Source organism: Brevibacillus brevis (genome assembly GCF_900637055.1).
In the GTDB taxonomy this organism is placed as follows: Bacteria; Bacillota; Bacilli; order Brevibacillales; family Brevibacillaceae; genus Brevibacillus; species Brevibacillus brevis.
Genome location: NZ_LR134338.1, coordinates 4,213,492 through 4,234,445, shown reverse-complemented (window position 1 = coordinate 4,234,445; position 20,954 = coordinate 4,213,492). Strand labels below are relative to the sequence as shown.

The following is a 20,954-nucleotide window of genomic DNA, read 5'->3' as shown; positions in this document are numbered from 1 at the left end:
AAGACATGCCATTTTTTGACGAAATCAATCTTAGACGAAATCAGGTGGAGAAAGGACAATGGACGACATGAGAAAGAAATGGATGGGGAAAGTCCTTTCGGTGGGCCTGCTATCAGTAGTTCTCGTAGGAGGACAAGTACCAGCGCAGGCAGCCGGCGACAATATCAGAGTTGCGCTATTTGTGGATACAGGACAAGGCTATCGGGGAGTCGTTCCTTCCGTTACGTTAACGGCTGAAAATGGAATGGAAGTCGTGCTCAATGGACCCGAAGGCAAGACAGATTTACCTGAATTAAAGGGAGATGCAGCTCGTTACCGGGTTGATGAATATCATCTGATCGTTGCCGAAACTGGTGACTGGAATCGCGCACAACAGATTGCACAGCAAATGAGCCAACGAAAATACGAGGGCTCGATCCAGGTGGCAAAGCGCAACGGTCAGACCGTCTATCAGGTCGTAAGCGGAACGTATGATACGTATCAGGCGGCAGCCAATCAGGCAAAAACGGTTGCCCAAGCGATCGGACAGAATCCGCTGGTAAAAGGTCCACTGCGACTTGAAGCGGGTAAATTCAAAAGTTTACAGGAAGCACAAGAATGGCAAGCGTCATTTGAAGCAGCAGGTATTCCAGCTTATCCCGTGATGGTATCAGATGGGGATAAAGTCAAATATGCGGTTTGGATCGGGGACGAGGCAAGTCCTGATGCCGTGAAAGAATTGAAACGAAGAGCAAGTGCCGCATTCCCTTCTTTCTCCTATCAGGAGCCTGACAGCCAATCTTATGTTATATTGAAGCAGGATGTATACGGATCACCGGATGAAGTGATTTGGAAGTACGTATTCTCCCCTCAAGTAAAGCTGACTGTTGAAGCGAATAAAGCAGGCGATGAATCGGTGATTGGCGTTGTGGAGCGAGAGCAGCGTACATATCGCGGTGAGATGGAGCTATCGGAATACAATGGTCACTTGACGCTAGTAAATGAGCTTCCTATGGAAGAGTATCTGTATGGAGTCGTTGGCTCTGAAATGGCTCCAGGCTGGCCGATGGAAGCATTGAAAACACAGGCAGTCCTGTCGAGAACTCGTGCTGTGTGGCAAGGCAATAAGTATGGTGTTGCCAATGTGTCCGATACGGTTTTCGAACAGGCGTATTATGGTTATACAAAAGAGTCTGAGGATGTACGTGAAGCCGTTGACAAGACAGAAGGCGAAATCATTTACTACCAAGGCAAACCAGCTGAGTCGCTATTCTACTCCAATGCTGGCGGTATGACGGCAGATGGTACAGAAGTATGGGGCAATCCGGTTCCTTATTTGCGATCTGTCGAGAGTAAAGACACATCTCCAATGGACAAGGCGAGCATATGGTATCGCGTGGCTTTAGCAGATGGAACGCTCGGCTATGTAAGAAATGATCTGGTAACCGAAACAGGCCAGAGCAATTCAGCGGGACAAAGAATGGCGGTCATTTCGACCGAGAATACCAATTTGCGCTCCGGTCCAAGTACAACGACTCATCGTGTGTTGTCTGTACTCCCTACTGGCGCAGAAGTAACGATCCTCTCAGAAGTAAAAGAAGAAAATGCATATTCGTGGACACGTGGCCCGTTTACCTCAACAGAGCTTGCAGTCATGATCAATGCCGCGCATGACAAGAACAAAGCTCCACGCATTTCAGGAAACGTAACGAGCTTGAAAGTGACGGAGCGAGGGCCATCGGGACGTGTGATTGCGATGGAAGCGAACGGGACGCCGATCGTCGTTTCTTCACCGGATGCTTTCCGTTCTGTGTTTCAACAAGGTGGCTCCCCTCTGCGCAGCACAAAGTTTGAAGTAGAAATGATCAATGGTTCGCAATTCATCTTCCGTGGTACTGGCTTTGGGCACGGACTTGGCGTTTCGCAATACGGAGCTCGTGCGATGGCAGAGGAAGGGTATGACTACAAAGATATCTTGCAACACTACTACCAGGATGTGACAATCGAAAAGTAAGTCGTTTGCCACAAGATCTACCGCAAAAAGGAGTAACGATTTCGTGGACGTGCAACAATTTGACTTTGATTTGCCGGAGCATTTGATTGCTCAGCACCCGCTAGAAGACCGAACTTCATCGAGATTGCTCGTGTTAGAGAAACAAACAGGCAATATCGTTCATCAGCAATTTACCAATTTAATCGATCACCTCCAGGCAGGGGATGTACTCGTCATGAATGATAGCCGCGTTTTACCTGCCAGATTGATTGGAGAAAAGGCTGAGACTGGTGCAAAAATAGAAATCCTTTTGTTGAAATCACTTGGTGACGATCGCTGGGAGACGCTGGTGAAACCCGGGAAGCGGATGAAGCCGGGGACAGAAGTGGTTTTTGGTAACGGTCTTTTGCGTTGTGTTTGTGAAGACGTGACAGAGACAGGTGGACGAATCGTGCGCTTTTTGTACGAGGGAATTTTTTATGAGATTCTCGACCAATTAGGCTCGATGCCTTTGCCGCCGTATATTCACGCACAACTGGAGGACAGTGAGCGTTACCAGACAGTCTATGCGAAGGAGCGCGGCTCGGCAGCAGCTCCGACTGCCGGCCTCCATTTCACGAAGCAGTACTTGGAACAAATCGCTGCAAAAGGCGTACAGCTGGCTTACGTGACACTGCATGTGGGACTTGGGACTTTTCGCCCTGTATCAGCGGATTCCGTGGAAGAGCATGTCATGCACGCGGAGTACTATGAAATTCCTGAGGAAACAGCAGAGCTGGTGAACCTGGCAAAAGCAGAAGGAAGAAGAGTAATCGCTGTCGGGACGACATCCTGCCGCACATTGGAGACAGTAGGGCGCGCGAATGGAGGAAAGCTGGTGGCAACCTCTGGGTGGACGGATATTTTCATTTATCCGGGCTATACGTTTTCCATCCTGGACGGGCTCCTGACGAACTTCCACTTGCCGAAGTCTACGCTCGTCATGCTAGTGAGTGCTTTGGCTGGAAAAGAGAATGTGATGCGTGCCTACAAAACGGCTGTGGAAGAGGAGTATCGCTTCTTCAGTTTTGGCGATGCGATGTTAATTTTATAAAAATGTAATCAACCCACCTGTATAAGTGTATACTTATTAGTCAGGTGGGTTTACTTCACCCAGAAGTTTTTCTATAATAGGTAAGACTTACATACATAGCTTGAGGAGTGCAAAAGATTTGGCTGTACGCTACGAGTTAATCAAAACATGCAAGCAAACTGGTGCACGTCTCGGTAAGCTACATACCCCTCATGGGACGATTGACACCCCTGTCTTTATGCCTGTCGGTACACAAGCGACAGTAAAGACGATGAGCCCCGAGGAGTTAAAAGCGATTGGCGCGGGCATCATCCTCAGTAATACGTACCATTTGTTTCTTCGTCCAGGGCATGAAATTGTTCGCGAGGCAGGCGGACTGCACGGCTTTATGAATTGGGACCGTGCCATTCTGACTGATTCCGGCGGTTTTCAAGTATTTAGCCTTAGTAACCTCCGCAAGATCACGGAGGAAGGAGTATCCTTCCGTTCCCACCTAAACGGAGAAAAGCTGTTTATTGGTCCTGAAGAGGCTACACAGATTCAAAACGCGTTGGGTGCCGATATCTTCATGGCGTTCGATGAGTGTGCTCCTTATCCTGCGGAGTACGATTACGTAAAAAAATCAATGGAGCGAACAACCCGCTGGGCAGAGCGTTGCCTGAAGGCGCATACTCGTCCAAACGAACAAGCGTTGTTTGGAATCGTTCAGGGTGGCATGTTCAACGATTTGCGCGCACAAAGTGCACGAGATCTCGTTTCCATGGATTTCCCAGGATACGCGATCGGCGGTTTGAGCGTGGGAGAACCGTTTCCTTTGATGTACGAAGTGCTGGAGCATACCGTTCCACTGCTTCCGACAAGCAAAGCCCGCTATTTGATGGGGGTTGGTTCACCAGATGCTCTTATTGAGGGAGCGATCCGCGGCATCGACATGTTTGATTGTGTGTTGCCGACAAGAATTGCCCGCAATGGGACATGCATGACAAGCCAGGGAAGACTGGTCATCCGCAATGCAAAATACGCGCGTGATTTTACCCCGCTTGATCCAAATTGCGATTGCTACACCTGCAAAAATTACACACGTGCTTACATCCGACACCTGGTCAAGTCGGAGGAAACCTTTGGCATCCGGTTAACTACTTACCACAACCTGCACTTCTTGGTGAAGTTAATGGAACAGGTGCGTCAGGCGATTGCCGAAGACCGCTTGCAAGATTTCCGCGACCAGTTTTTCGCTCAATATGGATTGGGTGAAGATAGATCTTTTTAATCGAGGGGGATTTTTTTCATGGGTGACTTGACTCAGTTTTTACCGATTATCATCATGTTTGCGATTTTTTACTTCTTGCTGATTCGTCCGCAACAAAAGAAGGCAAAACAACGCAACGCTATGCTTGGTGCTCTGAAAAAAGGCGACAAGATCGTAACAATCGGTGGAGTGCATGGAACGATCCAAGACCTGTCTGATGATACTGTTACGTTGCGTATTGCTCACAACGTAAATGTTACTTTCGATCGTGGCGCGATCAACAACGTAGTTTCTGCTAGCAACGAACCTGCTAAGAGTGAACCAGCGAAGAGCGAAGAAACAAAAGAAGAATCCAAATAATACATGCGAAAAGCAGGTGGGTGATCCACCTGCTTTTTTCTGTCTTGTTTTAGCGGCGAGGCCTGATAACTTTAGGTTTACCGCCTTTATGCTTGTTGTTGGAATTGGCTGAATTCACGCCGAGAATCCCACCTAACGCAGCCACGCCAAAAGCGCCGAACAAGAACAGGAAGGTCCCCCATTGCATCGGGGCGTCAAAGCCGAGGAAGCCGATTAAGAGGATGAAAAGGAAGTAAGTGAGTCCGGTAAGTCCGCCGTAGTACCAGCCCTTGCCGCCGCAACGACGTCCGGTAACGAATCCCCCGACCAAGAGAGCGATGGCATTGATCACATACGTAAAATAGGGCAGCGTGCCTTCACGTATCGAGGTGAAGCTAAGGAGTAAGGTCGCGAGCAACGCTCCAATTAAAACAAGACATGTCGTATACAATAGACCTGTCAGTACAGAGGTGGATGCACTTCGCACGGTATGTACCCCCTTATTGGAAGTGTTTGTACATCTATATGAGAGGCTTGGCTCACGTATTCATCTTCGCGTTGAACATTGATAGGAATTTTCGTATGATGGATGGGGAACGAGACGGGGGTGAGGAAGATTGATTAAAACGTACTTTTATAACCACTCTGAACAGAAGATGTTTCACGACGTTGATCTGGCAACGAAGGATCAATGGCTGAAATCACCAGAGGATTTGCTCTGGATCGATCTGTATGATGTGGGAAACAATGAACTGCCCTATATTGCCAAGATTTTCGACTTTCACCCGCTGGCAATTGAGGACTGCCTGCACGTCAGTCCACGTGCCAAGGTAGACAAGTACGATGACTACTATTTCTTCGTTTTTCACGCCCTGCGTTACAATGAAGAAAGCGATGACGAGATCACAACGGTAGAACTGAACGTTTTTCTCGGCCCTAACTACATCGTGACGATCCACAAGTCCCCGATGAATACCATCGGTCGGATCGCTGCCATGTGTCACCGCAACATTTCTTACTTGAACAGAGGTCCTGACTATTTGCTGTATGCCATTGTAGACGGGATTACCGATGAATATTTTCCCATTATTGATCGGATTAGTGTGCGGATTGACGAGCTGGAGGACGAGATTTATGAACATCAGATGGAGGAAATTACCGAAGAGTTCCTGGCGTTGAAGCGAACGATTATTTTAATCAGGCGTGTGATCATGCCACAAAAAAGAATTTTCGCGAACGTCAACGGCCGTTACTCCTTCGACATTTCCGAGGAAAACGTTCCGTTCTACACCGACCTAACAGACCACTTGGAGCGGATTTCGGATTCAACGGAAACCTTCCGTGATCTGGTTAACGGTGCGTTGGATACGTACTACACCATCATTAGCGCCAAAACAACGGAGACGATGCGAGTTCTTACCATCATCTCCACGATTATCCTTCCGTTGACATTTATCACCGGACTATTCGGGATGAATACTTTCGCATGGCTGGGTGAAGAAGCCGAACCGTATATGCTGATCGTGGCACTCGTGATTATGCTTGCCATGACGTTTGCCATGCTTCACATTTTCCGCAAGAGAAAGTGGCTGTAATTGGTGCTAATACTTTCCCTGCCCCCTGTTGAACACTAGTATCAAATGTTCTTTGGGGGGCAGCGTAAGTGGATAATCTTACAATGGTGTTACTTCGCACCCTTTTCTCGTATTTTTTCCTCCTGATCTTGGTGCGGTTGATGGGAAAGCGGGAATTGGGAAAGCTGTCCGTTTTTGATGTGGTCATCTCGATCATGCTGGCAGAAATGGCTGCACTGGCGATTGAGGATGTCGATAAACCTGCTCTTCGGTTTTATTTGCCGATGCTGTTGATTGCCTTATTGGAAGTCGCCTTCGCTTATGTGTCATTAAAGAGCAAGAAATTCCGCGATACAGTGGACGGCTCTGCCGATTTGATTATAGAAAATGGGCAAATCAGGGAGCATGCGATGCGTCGCAATCGCTTGAACATGGATGATTTGATGGTGCATCTGCGGCAAAAAGACGTAAAAAACATTGGTGATGTTGAATTTGCGGTGTTAGAGCCAACCGGACAGATGAGTGTGTTTTTAAAGGAGCAAAAAGACAAGATTACGAGGGAAGATTTATCGTTGATGAGAAAGCCTCAAGTCGGTTCTATCTCGTACAAAGGTCTGCCCATCCCACTGATTCTCGATGGCAAGGTGAGGACGGAGGCATTGAGCAAGATCGGACAAAACGAGCTTTGGCTGAAACGAGAAATCCGGAAATACGGAATCAAAGACATTCGAGAGGTTTCTTTTTGCAGCGTTGACGAACGTGGCATCATGTATTTGGACAAAAAAGACAAGCCGCTGCAATAAGCGCTAGCGGCGAGGGAAGAACACGGCGAGTTGTTCGCCGATCCACGGAATGCGACGCACATCTTGCTTGCCCAAGACGCGCATGGCGACGAGCAGGACAATGTACAGCAAGGTGCTAATGAAGGTGCTTGCAGTCAATAGCTGTCCAATCGAAATGTCCATAAACCAGTGCTTGGCAATGTAGGAACCAGAATAACCCATGAGTAGCATGGCGACCGCGATTTTGCCGAATTCCCGAAGGTCGATCGTAAACCCGATTTTTTTGATCAGGCTGGCAAAATGCAATAACGTCCCAAGCGTAATGCCGATATTAAGAGCGATGACAGCGCCGTGAATACCGAATGCTGGATGTGCCGTGAAAAAAAACATGGCGACAGTTTTGACGATGGCACTGATCAGCGTATTTCGAAAGACGACCTGAGCGTAATCGAGGCCTTGCAAGGCGGCTGCAAGCGGTGCTTGGAAAAATAGGAAGACGGAGAACGGTGCCAGCTCTTTTAACAGTACGCCAACCTCCCGATACTCATTGCCGTAGAGCAGGACACATAAAGGTTCTGCAAAAATAGTGAGCAAGACGGTACAAGGTGCTCCGATGACGAGTGTTATCCGCATGGCTTGATAAATGCGGCGATGCACGAGTGGAGCATTTTTTTGATAGGCCGCTTCAGCCACGGCAGGAACGAGGGAAACGGACAAGGAATACGTTAAAAAAGTGGGAAAAAGCAACAAAGGAACAGCCATCCCGGCAAACTGTCCGTACAAACCAGTAGCAGTCGAGGTGGTAAAGCCTGCAATGACGAGCGCGTACGGTACGAGCATCGGCTCTAGCACGTAAGCGATGGAGCCGATGACGCGGCTTAGCGTGACAGGGAGTGCGACGTGGATGAGTTGCGACAAACTCGTTTTACTTGCAGAAACCGTCATGAGAAGGGGCTTATCCAGGAGCTCGGCTGCTGCTTTTTTGCTGCCTTTGCGATACTGCCAGAGAATGTACAAGAGTCCGGCGGCTTCTCCAAAAATAATGCTGGCGACAGCCCCTGCTGTGGCGTACTCAATGCCTGCAGAAAGAAACGACATCGTCATGACAACGACCAATGCCATTCGGACGACTTGCTCCACAAGCTGAGAGACGGCCGTAGGGATCATGTTTTGCTTGCCTTGGAAGTACCCACGCAGGACAAGAGAAATACCGGAAATCGGGATGACCGGAATGGCTGCAAGCAGGACAATGTGTGCACGAGGGTCTGCGAATAGCATTCCGGAAATCCATTGAGAGAACAAGAGGAGCAGGACGCAAATGAAGAGGCTAATCCCGCCGGCGACCGACAAGGCTAGGAACAAAAATCGGCGAGTCAGCCGCGGATTATTAGCTGCTTCCGTCTCTGCCACTTGCTTTGCAATGGCAACCGGAAGTCCGAATGTCGTCACAGTAATCAGAAAGTATAAAAGGGGCACAACCATCTGATAAAGCCCCATTCCTTCCGCTCCGATAATGCGCGACAACACGATCCTGTGAGCAAAGCCAAACACTTTGGTAATGCCACCAGCAATAATGAGGATGACCGTTCCGTAAAAGAAGGATTGTTTCATGGAAGGCTCCTTTGCAAGGATAAATTCACTCAGTAAAGAATATGGACGTGCCGCTGTCGGCATGACTACTTTGAGGGGGAAATTGGGATGGACCAAGCGCAAAAACAGGAATGGTATGGACAAGTCTCAAGTCTTTGTGTAAGCAAAGCAGAGGAATTTGCTCTCTTGGGGTACGACAACGTGGCACCGGAAGACGTTTGGGAATGCGTCACGAACGGCTATAAAGAAATGCCACCGATCCACCAGCTTGTCAACGACATTTTGTCCTTGAAGCCAAACAAGTATATGAATTACCTCATGATTCAAATGTACAAAAATTCGTAGTGAAACTTCTTCTTATCTAAATCGTATAGGTAAAAATGCGCGATGCAGATAAGGGGTTGGTTACCATGGTTCGCTTTTCCAGCATCAATTGACACGTTTTTTCTTACTTCGCTATAATGGGCATATTGGTTTTCGTGTCGACGACGAGGCACGGCTAGGAAAGAGGGGTATTACATGATTAAATGGAGCAGACTTGTTTTGTTCCTGGTTGTGGTGGGCTTGTTGGGCGGTCTGTTTACCACGACTGGACAAGTAGCAAGCAATATTACACTAGGATTGGATCTAAAGGGCGGCTTTGAGATTTTGTATCAGGTAGAGCCCCTGAATGAAGGACAAAAGGTCGATACAACATTATTGGCTGCAACAGCGCAAATGGTCGAAAAACGGGTGAATATCGGTGGCGTTACCGAACCAGAGGTAAACGTCGAGCTGCCGGACCGAATCCGCGTGAGGATTGCCTCCCACGATGCTGATCAGGAAAAGCTTCGCGAGTTGATCGGCAAGCCAGCCGTCCTTACGTTCCGTGACGTACAAGGTAAGACGTTGATGAGAGGTAACGATTTGGCTCCGGGGGGAGCAGCAGTCGGTTACGACGACCTGAAAAGACCGTTGGTTACCGTCAAATTTAAAGAACCGAAACTTCTTGAAGACGTGACTCGTGCAAATCTTGGTAAGCCAATGGGAATCTTCTTAGATGATACAATGCAGACCAATCCGACGATTCAGTCTGTCATTTCCGGTGGTAGTGCACAAATTACCGGTGACTATACGCAAGAATCGGCTCAAGAGTTGGCTGATTTACTTAACTCCGGTGCAATGCCGGCCAAGCTGATTGAGAAACAGGTAACATCTGTAGGGGCTACACTTGGTGCGATGTCCTTGGAAAAAACCTTGTATGCAGGATATATCGGTGGAGCCTTTATCTTCCTGTTCATGCTGGTGGTTTATCGTTTGCCAGGTCTGGTCGCTAACATTACATTGGCAGCTTTCATCTATCTCTCCCTGCTCTTCTTGGATTGGATGGATGCGACGCTTACACTGCCAGGGATCGCTGGTTTCATTTTGGGAATCGGGATGGCCGTGGACGCAAATATTATTACCTACGAACGTATTCAGGAAGAGATTCGTTCCGGTAAGACGATTCTATCTGCATTCCGTGCAGGTGAACGACGTTCCTTGGTCACCATTTTGGATGCACAGGTTACGGCTATGATCGCAGCTGTGGTATTGTACTTCTTCGGGACTAGCTCTATCCAAGGCTTTGCGATTATCTCGATGCTGACAACGATCGTAAGTATTTTTACAAACGTTTTTGCCTCTCGTTTCCTCCTCGGCTTGTTGATCCGTACGAACCTATTTAAGAAGCCGTCTTGGTTCGGGGTAAAGGAGAGTGAAATTGGTGAGTTATAGAGCACTTGAGTACGCTGATAAGTACAACATTGTAAAAAACCGTAAAAAGTTTTTTGTGATTTCATTGATTATTCTTGTGTTGGGCCTGCTGTCCATGTTCACTCTTGGGTTGAATCTCGGAGTTGATTTTAAAGCAGGTACACGTCTGGATATGTATATCGGGAAGGATTTCTCGACTACTGATGTAGATGCGATTATCCGGGAAAAGCTGCCGGAGACACATTTTACGGATGTGACCGCATATGGGGAAAAACAGGCCTATACACGCTTTGAAGAAACCATTCCACCGGAAAAGCTGACAGAGATTGAACAGGGATTGAAAGCCAAGTACGGTGAGCAGGTAACCAAGCAAGAGGCTACAGTTGATCCGATTATTGCGCAAGAATTGGTGCGCAATGCGGGTCTGGCAATTTTGTTTGCTGCACTTGGGATTGCCATCTATGTAGCGTTCCGCTTCCAGTTCTTGATCGGGGTCGCGTGTGCGATTGCCTTGCTGCATGACGTATTTATCCCGATCGCGTTGTTTTCCGTGTTTCGACTCGAGGTTGACTTGACCTTTATCGCTGCTATTTTGACGATCGTTGGTTACTCGTTGAACGATACGATTGTTATTTTTGACCGTATCCGTGAAAATCAACGCGTGATGAAGACCAAGACAATTGAAGACCTGGAACACCTGGTAAATGTGAGCTTGTGGCAGACGATGCGCCGCTCTGTCTTTACCGTAGTAACCGTTTTGGCGACAGCCGTTGCGATTGTGTTCCTGGGAAGCGAAGGGATTCGCAACTTCTCTCTGGTACTGATTTTCGGATTGCTCAGTGGTTCCTACTCTTCGATCTTTATCGCTGCGCAAATCTGGGTCTCTTTGAAAAAGAGAGAAATGAACAGGAAGCGCTTTTCCACTGCTCCAAACGAAAGCTAATCCGAAAGCCGCGGGGATATTCCCGCGGCTTTCTCCTTTTTTTACCGGAGAAAGCCTTACTATTGTCAGGCTTGTGCTCCATCCTCTATAATGAATGAGGATTGGAGGAAAGCCCATGCTGAAAGCGAAAACACGCTGGAAACTGGCCACCTATGATGAGCAGCTTGCTGCTAGTATTGCCGCAGATTGCCAGCTTACTCCGCTCGTATCCAAGCTACTGGTGATACGTGGCATTGACACATCACAAAAGGCTCGTGATTTTTTGCAAGCCGGTCCAGAATTGTTTCATGACCCTTTCTTGCTGGATGGAATGGAACAAAGCGTGCATCGCATTCAACAAGCCATTCAAAGGCAAGAACCGATTTGTATATACGGCGATTACGACGCCGATGGGGTTAGCTCCACATCGCTAATGGTACATCTACTGCGCCAACTCGGCGCTGTTTTTGACTACTACATTCCCAACCGTTTTACAGAAGGGTATGGGTTACATAAAGACGCCTTGGCGCATCTGCATCATAGCGGCTATAAACTGATCATCACTGTCGATACAGGGATCAGTGCAGTCGAACAGGTAGCGTACGCGAACCAGTTGGGTCTTGACGTCATTGTAACCGACCACCACGAACCTCCGGCAATCATCCCGGAGGCATTTGCTGTGATTAACCCCAAGAAGCCCGGCTGTTCGTACCCGTTTGATATGTTGGCGGGAGTGGGGGTCGCCTTTAAAGTGGGGCATGCCTTGCTGAAGGAGCCGCCTTTGCATTTGGCTGATTTGGCTGCATTGGGGACGATAGCGGATTTGGTGCCGTTGGTAGATGAAAATCGTATTCTTGCTCGAGCAGGATTAAAGCGCTTAAATCATACACGGAACCTTGGTCTACAGGCCTTAATCCGAGTTTGTGGACTGGCCGATACCGAGCTGTCTGCGGGACATGTAGGCTTTGCGCTAGGACCGCGTCTGAATGCGAGCGGAAGGCTGGAGACAGCAGAATCCGCTGTGAAATTGCTGACGACTTCGGATATGGACGAAGCAGAGAAATGTGCCCAGGCGCTGGACGACTTAAACCGCGAACGTCAGGAAATCGTCGCAGCGATGACTGAGGAAGCTGTACAGATGGTGAATGAGCTGTATCCGCCAGACCAGAACAATGTGCTTGTTTTGGCTAAAGAAGGCTGGAACGTAGGCGTGGTAGGGATCGTAGCTTCCCGATTGGTTGAGCTTTTTTACCGTCCAACGATTGTACTTGGCATCGATCCGGAAAAAGGAACGGCAAAAGGCTCTGCGAGAAGCATTGCAGGTTTTGATATGTATGAAGGTCTGACTGCTTGCAAGGAATGGCTGCCGCACTATGGCGGTCATACAATGGCAGCGGGGATGACCTTGCCTGTAGAAAATCTCGACTTATTACGTCAAAAATTAAATGAGCTCGCTGGAGAGTGGTTGTCCGCTGAAGACTTCACGCCGATGACCAAAGTGGACGTTGCGATGAGTATGGAAGAGATCAGCTTGACCGCAGCGGAGCAACTCGAACAGCTTGCCCCATATGGAATGGGGAATCCAACACCGCTCGTTTTGTTAGAAGAAGTAGAAACACAAGGTATGCGCACGATTGGGCGAGATGACAATCATTTGAAGTGTACTTTGAACAAAGCGGGAACCTCTTTGGATGCAATTGGTTTCAACTGGGCACATGTAACAAAGAGAGTAACGCCCAAGGCACGTTTTCACGTATTGGGGGAATTGTCTGTAAACGAATGGAACGGTAATCGAAAGCCTCAGCTGACGATCCGTGATTTGTCTGTTGGACACCAGCAAGTATTTGACTGGCGAGGCAGTCGAGACAAGATAGAGAAATGGCAGCAAGTGATGGCCGAGTCAAACTCGGTGACCATTCTATTTCGCGCGGAAAGCTATGAGCCATTGGCAGCGAAAGCAACAAGCGATCAGGTGAATTCCTTGTTCGTGGTTGGTCGAGAGGGTACGAGCATTACTGCCTCTGCCAACGTGATTTTGTATGATTTGCCGACGCGTCGATCCGAATTGGAAGTGGTTCGTAACTTGCTCAAACAAGCGGAGCGCATATACTGTTTGTTTGGTGATCCGGATTTGGGAATGGAGCGGCTTTCCTGTCCGGGCCGGGATCATTTTAAACAGTTGTACCAGTTTTTCGTACAGGTGCCAACTGTTAAAAAAATCCACATGGATGCATTGGCCAGAAAGCTGCAATGGAAAAGAAATCTATTGGACGGCATGATCGCCATCTTTATGGAGCTGGAGTTTTTAGTAGAAGAGGCTGAGCAGTACACGTTGCAGGCCAACACTACGAAAAAGCCGCTCGAGAGCTCTGTGCTTTACGCGAATTGGAAGGAAGAGGCACAGCTTGCTACAGATTTATTGCTTTCTTCTTCTGATGCAATGATTCAAGCGCTTCATCAATTGGTGGAACCAGCCACCGTTTAGGAGGAATTTTTCATGGATTTTAAACAATACATTCGAGTTATCCCGGATTTTCCACAGCCAGGTATTCGTTTCAAGGACATCACTACTCTGTTGAAGGATGGCCCTGCTTACAAAGCTGCGATTCAAGACTTGGCTGTCTTCGCTCGTGAAGTACAAGCAGACGTGATTGCGGGTCCAGAAGCACGTGGATTCGTAGTAGGTGCTCCCTTGTCGTATGAAATGGGAATTGGCTTTGTGCCGATCCGCAAGTCTGGCAAGCTGCCATATGAATCCATCAAGGCGGATTACGACCTTGAGTATGGAAAAGATGCACTTGCTGTACACGTTGATGCTATCCAACCAGGTCAGCGCGTACTGATTGCAGACGATTTGCTGGCGACAGGTGGAACGATTGAGACAACAATCAATTTGATTGAGCAACTCGGAGGCAAAGTAGTAGGAGCTGCCTTCTTCATCGAACTGTCCTACTTGGATGGACGTAGCAAAATCGGTGAAATTCCTATCAAATCGCTCGTTCAATATTAATTGATACAACAAGGAAAAACGGGTAAAATGCCCGTTTTTTTCTTTTTTCTACGGCTGTACATACTTTACAGGGGAATTCAGCTTTACAAGACGAACGACATACAAGATAATAGTATGAAATAGACAGACATGATACGTGCAAGTAAGCCTTCGCCTGCGCCAAAAGGCTTGGCAACGCCCAAGTTTTCTAGACGTATAGGAAAGTTCAAGTGCTTCACGGTGCGAAATGCGTCCAGGCTTAAACTTTCCGGAGCGCATCACGAAGTGCCTCAGCGTCTGCTTCCGGCAATACTTCGGTGAAACTTTCCGCTATAATGCGGTCGCTCCTCCGTGAGAAGGCCTCGATTGAGGTTATTTTACTGAGAGGATAAGGGAAGGGAACTATGATTACCGGCATTGATGAGGTAGTAAAAAAAGCAAGCACCTATTTATCACAATCGGATTTGGACCTGATTACACGTGCCTATCAGCTTGCCGAAAAAGCGCATGAAGGGCAAATACGCAAATCAGGCGTCCCTTACATTATGCACCCAATCGCTGTGGCGGGTATTCTCGCAAACCTACACATGGATGCCGTTACGATTGCGGCTGGATTTTTGCATGATGTCGTGGAAGATACCGAGATTACGCTTGATCATCTCCGTGAGCAGTTCGGACCGGATGTGGCTCTTCTGGTAGATGGAGTGACCAAGCTGGAAAAAATTAAATACAAGTCCAAAGAAGAGCAGCTCGCCGAAAACCACCGCAAGATGCTGGTTGCCATGGCACAGGACATACGCGTCATCATGATCAAGCTGGCTGACCGTCTGCACAACATGAGGACGCTTCGGCATATGTCCGAAGAGAAGCAACGCGAGATTTCCGATGAAACGCTGGAAATCTTTGCACCACTTGCCCATCGCCTGGGGATCGCTTCCGTCAAATGGGAGCTGGAAGATACGGCACTTCGGTATTTGAATCCGCAACAGTACTATCGGATTGTGAATTTGATGCAAAAGAAACGGGTGGAGCGCGAAGCCTACCTGAATGAAGCATCGGATACAATCCGGGAAAAGCTGGGCGAGTTAAACATCGAGGCAGAAATTTCGGGACGTCCGAAGCATATCTACAGCATCTTTAAAAAGATGACGAGACAAAACAAGCAGTTCAACGAGATTTATGACCTGCTTGCGTTGCGGATCATCGTGAATGACATCCGCGACTGTTATGCGGTTCTTGGTATCGTACACACCCTGTGGAAGCCGATGCCAGGCAGATTCAAAGATTACATTGCCATGCCGAAGACGAACATGTACCAATCTCTTCATACTACAGTGATTGGGCCAAAAGGTGAGCCATTGGAAGTGCAAATCCGCACGTGGGATATGCACCAGACAGCAGAGATCGGGATCGCGGCTCACTGGGCGTACAAAGAAGGAAAAAGCATCGTGCAAGGCTCGTTTGCAGAGAAGCTGGGCAGTCTGCGGGAGATTATCGAAGGTGGATCGGAGGAAGCTCCGAACGCGCAAGAGTTCATGGAGAGTCTCAAGCAGGATCTTTTCTCCGATACGGTTTTCGTTTTCACGCCAAAAGGTGATGTAGTCGAGCTGCCAAAAGGCTCTGTACCGCTGGACTTCTCCTATCGGATTCACTCTGCGGTAGGGAACAGAACGATTGGCGCCAAAGTGAACGGCAAGATCGTACCGCTTGATTATGCGATGAAAACAGGCGATATCGTCGAGATACTGACCTCTAAGCATTCCTACGGTCCTAGTCAGGACTGGCTAAAGATGGCCAAATCCGCACACGCCCGCAATAAGATTAAGCAGTGGTTTAAAAAAAGAGAAGCGGGAAGAGAACGTCGCCAAAGGTCAGCAGATGGTGGAAGCGGAGATCAAGTCGCGCAGCTTCGATGTAAAAGAAGCGATGACGGAAGCGAACCTGAAGGAAGCGGCAGCCCGGTTTAATTTCCAAGGGGCAGAAGACATGTTTGCCGCAGTCGGCTATGGCGGCATTACGGCTTCGCAAATTGCGACTCGTCTCCTAGACAAACTCCGTCGGGAGCGCGAAGAACAAAACCCGACCATTCCTGAGGTCAAACCGAACCCAGCAAATCGTTCTGCCAAGAGTGAGTCTGGCGTCAAAGTCCGTGGCTTGGATAATTTGCTCGTCCGTATTTCTCGTTGTTGTACACCTGTCCCAGGCGACCAGATTATCGGTTTCATTACGAGAGGTCGTGGGGTATCCGTGCATCGACTGGACTGTCCGAACGTACTGACAGACGAATGTACAGAGCGTCTGATTGATGTCGAATGGGATACCGATTTCAAACATAATTTCCATGTAGAGATCGAGATCACGGGCAATGATCGGAGCGGACTGTTAAACGATGTATTGCAGGTTGTGGCAGAGACAAAAACGAACATCGCGGCTGTCAGTGGCAAGTCCGATAAAAATCGAGTGGCAACAATTCATATGACCATCTCGATTAGCAATGTGGATCATCTGTTGAAAGTAGTAGAGCGCATTAAGCGCATCAAAGATATTTATTCGGTTCGCCGGATACTGAGCACCTGATCCCTCGTGGATTGGGTGTTCTTGTTTAGCTAACAGGAAGGATGAGTCAGTGTGAGGGTTGTCGTACAAAGAACGAGAGAAGCGAGTGTTACCGTAGCAGGTGAAGTCGTCGGACAAATTGATCACGGGTTAATGCTGCTGGTAGGAATTACGCATGAAGACACAGAAAAAGAAGTAGAATTTATCGCAGACAAAATTGCGAACTTGCGAATTTTTGAAGACGAGGAAGGCAAAATGAACTTCTCTGTTTTAGACAAGGGTGGTCAAATTTTGTCCGTATCACAATTTACGTTGTATGGCGATTGCAGAAAGGGCAGAAGACCGAACTTCATGGCTGCCGCACGTCCAGAGCAGGCTGAACCGCTGTACGAGCTGTTTAACGCCAAGCTGCGAGAAAAAGGTCTCCAGGTGGAAACAGGACGCTTTGGCGCCATGATGGACGTACGTCTGTTAAATGATGGTCCTGTCACACTGATTGTGGAATCATAAACACAACCATCAGGGGGAATGAAACCATGACCCAAGAAGCATTGGTGATCGGTGCGAGTGGCATGCTTACAGAGGTCTCCCGATGGCTGGCTCGCCAAGGTTATCAAGTAACCGTGCTTGGCCGTGATCCAGTCAAATTAAGAAGTGTCAGAGACGGTTCAACTCATCCAAAGTCGATTCATGTGTTGCCTCAAGACTATCACCAGACAGACGGCTTACGTCAAGCTATGGCCGAGCTCATAGAGAAAAGAGGGCCGATGGATGTGGTTGTCGCGTGGATTCATTCAACTGCACCGCATGCACTGCCTGTGATCGTGGAAGAACTGTCGCGTCCTGAGAAGCGCTGGCAATTGCTGCATGTGTGTGGGAGCAGTGCTTGGAGAAATCCACCGATAGAACCTACATCAGAAGTTTGTAAATATCGACGGGTCATCCTCGGGTTTACATGTGCAGGTGCGCATTCACGCTGGCTAACGAATGATGAGATTGCGGCTGGGGTGATTGACGCTCTGCAAAAAACTGAACGGCAAATGATCGTCGGTCAAGTTGAGCCGTGGGAAAAACGCCCGGCGTATTAATACGGAAAAGTCAAAAACAAAAACGATTGCCAATTGCAATCGTTTTTGTCGTTTCAGTACTGAATTGGGTTAGTGAATGAAAGTGGTTGAAGGGAGGATCAGATTTTTGCCGATCAGGTTTGCGGAAATCGGCTTTTTCCCGATTTCTCGAGCCCATATCGATAGCTGTCCGACATGGTGGATTTCATGAGCGATCATGTGCCGCAAAATTTCACCCCATGTGTACGTAGCGATGCTGCCGTCAGGTTTCGTATCCTGAAACGCTTTTGTTTCCATATTTTCATCCCAATTGTTCAAAAATTGAAGCACATCCGAGCGAAAAGTCGCCTCCAGCTCACGGACTTTTTCCAACCGGTTGTGCAGGTCGAAGCTTTCTTGGAAATCCGGCCTTCCCAGCATGACTTGAATCCAGCTCCACTCTACATCAATGACATGAAACAGTGTGTGCAAAATACCACCGACACCCCCGATGCGCGGACGAAGCAATTCTTCCATCGGGACATCCTCGCACCATTTCAGCCATTCTTCACGAACCATCCAATTGTACTCAAACATCGTTTTAATAGAAATCACTCCATTTTCAAAGGTTAACTTGTGATCACCTGCGTCCCTACCGTGCGATTGCTGATGTTGTGATTATTTTTCATCCGTCATCACTCCTTTCGATGCCTTATGATATTCGCAAATCCTTTGGGAATTCCTGCCTGCCTTGCCTTGATGTGATCGGAAGGGCCATAAAAGAACCCCCATACGAGAGGGCTTGAGCCAGCTTCTTTCGCATGAGGGTTTTGGTAAGCGAGGGATCAGCCTCCCTGATTGCTTTGTGTATTAAAGTACTGGACGATCCCTTTGAACAGACCTTCCGCTGCAAGATCCTGCTGTTTCTCGGAACGTGCGCGAATCTCGTCGTTGTAGTTGGATAAGAAGGAGATCTCTGCCAAAATGGATGGCACCGGGTTTTCGCGTAGAACGAAATAGTTTCCGTACCGGTAATTCATGTCCTTGTAGTTCGTCGCTTTCACCAGTTCCGTTTGAACCAGGGAGGCGAGCTTGCTAGAGTTACCTTGGCTGTAGTAGAAAATAATCGAGCCATTCGTTGCTGAGTTTGGATGCGTATTATGATGGACGCTGACAAAAATATCAGCCTGATTTTGAATCGCGATGTCGACGCGCTGCTGCAGGGTCAGCTTGCGATCATCAGCCCGTGTCATGATGACTTTGGCACCTGCCGATTCCAACTTGTTGCGCAGGAGCAGAGATACTTGCAGATTGACCGTTTTCTCTAAAGTAGAGAAGCTGGAGCCAGTCGAACCACCATCTGTACCACCATGACCAGCATCGACGACGATGACTTTGCCGGCAAGATCATTACTGCGTACCACGGCTGGCGCTCCATTAGCAGAAACGAGCCAACCTGCAATGTAGCCTGTGGAGCCGTCAGGGAAGTTTACTTGGAACCACTCGCCTGATTTATTGGCAATCCCGTATTTCTCACCAGGCTGTACCTGTTTGATAATATCGTGATCGGTACTCGGACCAGAACGAACATTGGTATCTGGATTCATGATCGTCACATATGGTCCACTCGGAGTAGGCATGCTTGGTTGATTCACCGTAATGTGCCAGCCTGCCACCCAGCCAGCTTTTCCGGCCGCCGTGTTGACGCGGTACCAGTCTCCTTGTTTTTCCAAAACAGTCAGCTTGCTTCCGACTGGAAGTGTAGCTTGAATGGCACTGGTTGTGTTCGGTTCACTGCGCAGATTCAATCCGTCCGTTTTTACTGTGGCGCTTTGACTTGAAGAAGATGGTTGCCCAGTCTGAGGTTGCGTGCTTCCATTTCCATTTTCGGGCAGAGTCGGTTGACCTGTGTTCGGGTTGGTTTGATCGGTGGAGAGCCAAGCATTGACTCCATCGTAAGGGAATTGAATCCAGCCATTTTGTCTGTTCAAGACCGTGATTTTCTCGCCCGCATGTAGTTGACCGATAGCAGGTGTGCTGGCATCTGGCGTGGCGTATACGTACGGAGCGAAATCCAAGGTTAGGCTGGCCTTGTACGGCAGGAGGCTTCGGTTGTGAGCCTGAGCCCGCAGGATTGGTCGTTGGAGGTGTAATGCCTGTAGAGGGAGGAGAAACAGCTTGTCCCGCACCTACTTCTTTTACAAGCCAGTTTGCGACCCAGCCTTTTGTTCCTGCGTTGAGTTGAATTTCGATCCATTCGCCGCTTTTTTGCACGATGGGGTAGCGAGTACCTGGATTGATTGTTTGTACGACTGCGTACGTCTGACCGGGTCCAGAACGAACATTGAGATTCGTTGTGGTGCTCTCCACTTGCTTGGCAGATGCAGTTGCTGGTTTCTGTTGTTGTGGCTGTTGTTGCTGCTGTGTGCTGACGAGCCAGTTCGCTACCCAACCGCTTTGGCCGTTCGGAAGTTTTACCTGAATCCAGTCATTTTTGGAGGAGATGACGGGCAGCACAGTTTTGTTCGGCAGTGTAGTGACGATAGCGTCTTGGAGGCTAGGACCTGAACGGACATTGAGCTTGTCCACGGTGACCTGAACAGAACCGGCGGCCCAAGCTGCGGAAACGGGGAGGGAAATGGCACAGACGACAGTCAGGAGACTCCTCAGGATTTTTTGACGAACAAACACGATAGACATCCTTTCCGAAATACGTAGCATTTTGAATTCATTGCGATCTTGCATGTTTTTACCAAAACAATCACTTCGCTATTTCTCCTGCTTTTTCCTGCAAAAAACGACAAAGTTCTGCATGGGTTCCCTGATTGCTTTTTGGCAGGCTAGGCAATACTAGATTTTACTAGACGCTAGCGCACGCAGCTTATCAGGAGGAATTCATCGTGAGACAGTCAAAGAAGGAAACATTCGCGCAAGGATTGAATCGGCAGTTTTTGTCTGTTGATTTTCAAGACGATTTGGAGAAAGAAACGTCACTGCAAAATGTGGAAATGGCCCAAGATTTTCATCCAGGCTTGCGGGATATCCAACATCCTCGGCAAAAACGAAAGTAACCTTGCACACGATGCCACAACTTGTCTAGTTGACCCGAGTAATTCTCGTCGGCTATGA

17 protein-coding genes and 2 pseudogenes are annotated in these 20,954 nt (G+C 48.4%); 15 read left to right on the top strand and 4 right to left on the bottom strand.

The features are described from left to right. The first annotated feature begins 58 nt into the window (after positions 1 to 58). From EL268_RS20360 to yajC, 4 genes are all read left to right on the top strand, one after another. The gene (locus EL268_RS20360; RefSeq protein ID WP_106656747.1) at positions 59 to 1,993 is read left to right on the top strand and encodes a SpoIID/LytB domain-containing protein; all 1,935 of its coding nucleotides are present in this window, start codon (positions 59 to 61) and stop codon (positions 1,991 to 1,993) included. Positions 1,994 to 2,036: 43 nt separating this feature from the next. Further along, positions 2,037 to 3,065: a tRNA preQ1(34) S-adenosylmethionine ribosyltransferase-isomerase QueA gene (gene queA / locus EL268_RS20355; RefSeq protein WP_106656746.1), complete on the top strand. Its 1,029-nt coding sequence runs from the start codon at positions 2,037 to 2,039 to the stop codon at positions 3,063 to 3,065. Between the two features lie 118 nt (positions 3,066 to 3,183). Then, positions 3,184 to 4,314: a tRNA guanosine(34) transglycosylase Tgt gene (gene tgt / locus EL268_RS20350; RefSeq protein WP_012685587.1), complete on the top strand. Its 1,131-nt coding sequence runs from the start codon at positions 3,184 to 3,186 to the stop codon at positions 4,312 to 4,314. A gap of 18 nt (positions 4,315 to 4,332) precedes the next feature. Beyond that, a complete protein-coding gene (gene yajC / locus EL268_RS20345) occupies positions 4,333 to 4,653 on the top strand; it encodes a preprotein translocase subunit YajC (protein WP_106656745.1) in 321 nt (106 codons plus the stop codon). A gap of 49 nt (positions 4,654 to 4,702) precedes the next feature. On the opposite strand, the gene EL268_RS20340 is transcribed toward yajC, so the two are convergent. Further along, positions 4,703 to 5,119, bottom strand: a complete 417-nt coding sequence (locus EL268_RS20340; protein WP_106656744.1) for a TIGR04086 family membrane protein — start codon at positions 5,117 to 5,119, stop codon at positions 4,703 to 4,705. Positions 5,120 to 5,249: 130 nt separating this feature from the next. Here EL268_RS20340 and corA point away from each other — a divergent pair, with 130 nt between their 5' ends. Continuing rightward, positions 5,250 to 6,227 (top strand): magnesium/cobalt transporter CorA, encoded by a 978-nt coding sequence (gene corA, locus EL268_RS20335; RefSeq protein WP_007717563.1) that lies wholly within the window; start codon positions 5,250 to 5,252, stop codon positions 6,225 to 6,227. Positions 6,228 to 6,295: 68 nt separating this feature from the next. Further along, complete coding sequence (locus EL268_RS20330) at positions 6,296 to 7,009, top strand: DUF421 domain-containing protein (RefSeq protein WP_106656743.1); 714 nt, start codon at positions 6,296 to 6,298, stop codon at positions 7,007 to 7,009. Between the two features lie 3 nt (positions 7,010 to 7,012). Here the strand turns inward: EL268_RS20330 and spoVB are convergent, their stop codons facing one another. After that, positions 7,013 to 8,599: a stage V sporulation protein B gene (gene spoVB / locus EL268_RS20325; protein WP_106656742.1), complete on the bottom strand. Its 1,587-nt coding sequence runs from the start codon at positions 8,597 to 8,599 to the stop codon at positions 7,013 to 7,015. An 87-nt stretch (positions 8,600 to 8,686) separates the two neighbouring features. Between spoVB and EL268_RS20320 the strand changes: the two genes are divergently transcribed. The 8 genes and pseudogenes from EL268_RS20320 to EL268_RS20285 all read left to right on the top strand — a co-directional run bounded on the left by EL268_RS20320 (position 8,687) and on the right by EL268_RS20285 (position 17,867). After that, positions 8,687 to 8,923, top strand: a complete 237-nt coding sequence (locus tag EL268_RS20320) for a post-transcriptional regulator (RefSeq protein WP_106656741.1) — start codon at positions 8,687 to 8,689, stop codon at positions 8,921 to 8,923. 174 nt (positions 8,924 to 9,097) lie between these two features. Next, positions 9,098 to 10,333, top strand: coding sequence for a protein translocase subunit SecD (secD, locus tag EL268_RS20315; protein WP_106656740.1), 1,236 nt, complete (start codon positions 9,098 to 9,100; stop codon positions 10,331 to 10,333). Next, the gene (secF, locus tag EL268_RS20310; protein WP_106656739.1) at positions 10,323 to 11,255 is read left to right on the top strand and encodes a protein translocase subunit SecF; all 933 of its coding nucleotides are present in this window, start codon (positions 10,323 to 10,325) and stop codon (positions 11,253 to 11,255) included. Before secD ends, secF begins: the two co-directional genes overlap by 11 nt. A 115-nt stretch (positions 11,256 to 11,370) precedes the next feature. After that, the gene (gene recJ / locus EL268_RS20305) at positions 11,371 to 13,719 is read left to right on the top strand and encodes a single-stranded-DNA-specific exonuclease RecJ (RefSeq protein ID WP_106656738.1); all 2,349 of its coding nucleotides are present in this window, start codon (positions 11,371 to 11,373) and stop codon (positions 13,717 to 13,719) included. A gap of 12 nt (positions 13,720 to 13,731) precedes the next feature. Then, complete coding sequence (locus EL268_RS20300) at positions 13,732 to 14,244, top strand: adenine phosphoribosyltransferase (RefSeq protein ID WP_017247577.1); 513 nt, start codon at positions 13,732 to 13,734, stop codon at positions 14,242 to 14,244. Between the two features lie 383 nt (positions 14,245 to 14,627). Further along, a pseudogene (locus EL268_RS20295) lies at positions 14,628 to 16,800 on the top strand (RelA/SpoT family protein). Positions 16,801 to 16,851: 51 nt separating this feature from the next. Beyond that, on the top strand, positions 16,852 to 17,289 hold the full coding sequence (dtd, locus tag EL268_RS20290; protein ID WP_106656736.1) for a D-aminoacyl-tRNA deacylase: 438 nt from the start codon (positions 16,852 to 16,854) through the stop codon (positions 17,287 to 17,289). A gap of 26 nt (positions 17,290 to 17,315) precedes the next feature. Next, positions 17,316 to 17,867 carry a short-chain dehydrogenase gene (locus EL268_RS20285; RefSeq protein WP_106656735.1) on the top strand — a complete coding sequence of 184 codons (552 nt, stop codon included), beginning with the start codon at positions 17,316 to 17,318 and terminating at the stop codon, positions 17,865 to 17,867. A gap of 69 nt (positions 17,868 to 17,936) precedes the next feature. Here EL268_RS20285 and EL268_RS20280 read toward each other — a convergent pair whose 3' ends face one another. Together EL268_RS20280 and EL268_RS20275 are read right to left on the bottom strand one after the other, a co-directional pair. Beyond that, a complete protein-coding gene (locus EL268_RS20280; RefSeq protein ID WP_106656783.1) occupies positions 17,937 to 18,431 on the bottom strand; it encodes a DinB family protein in 495 nt (164 codons plus the stop codon). Positions 18,432 to 18,670: 239 nt separating this feature from the next. Continuing rightward, positions 18,671 to 20,570, bottom strand: a pseudogene (locus EL268_RS20275) (SH3 domain-containing protein). A gap of 155 nt (positions 20,571 to 20,725) precedes the next feature. Between EL268_RS20275 and EL268_RS32890 the strand changes: the two are divergent. After that, positions 20,726 to 20,896, top strand: a complete 171-nt coding sequence (locus tag EL268_RS32890; protein ID WP_162837767.1) for a hypothetical protein — start codon at positions 20,726 to 20,728, stop codon at positions 20,894 to 20,896. Positions 20,897 to 20,954: the final 58 nt, after the last annotated feature.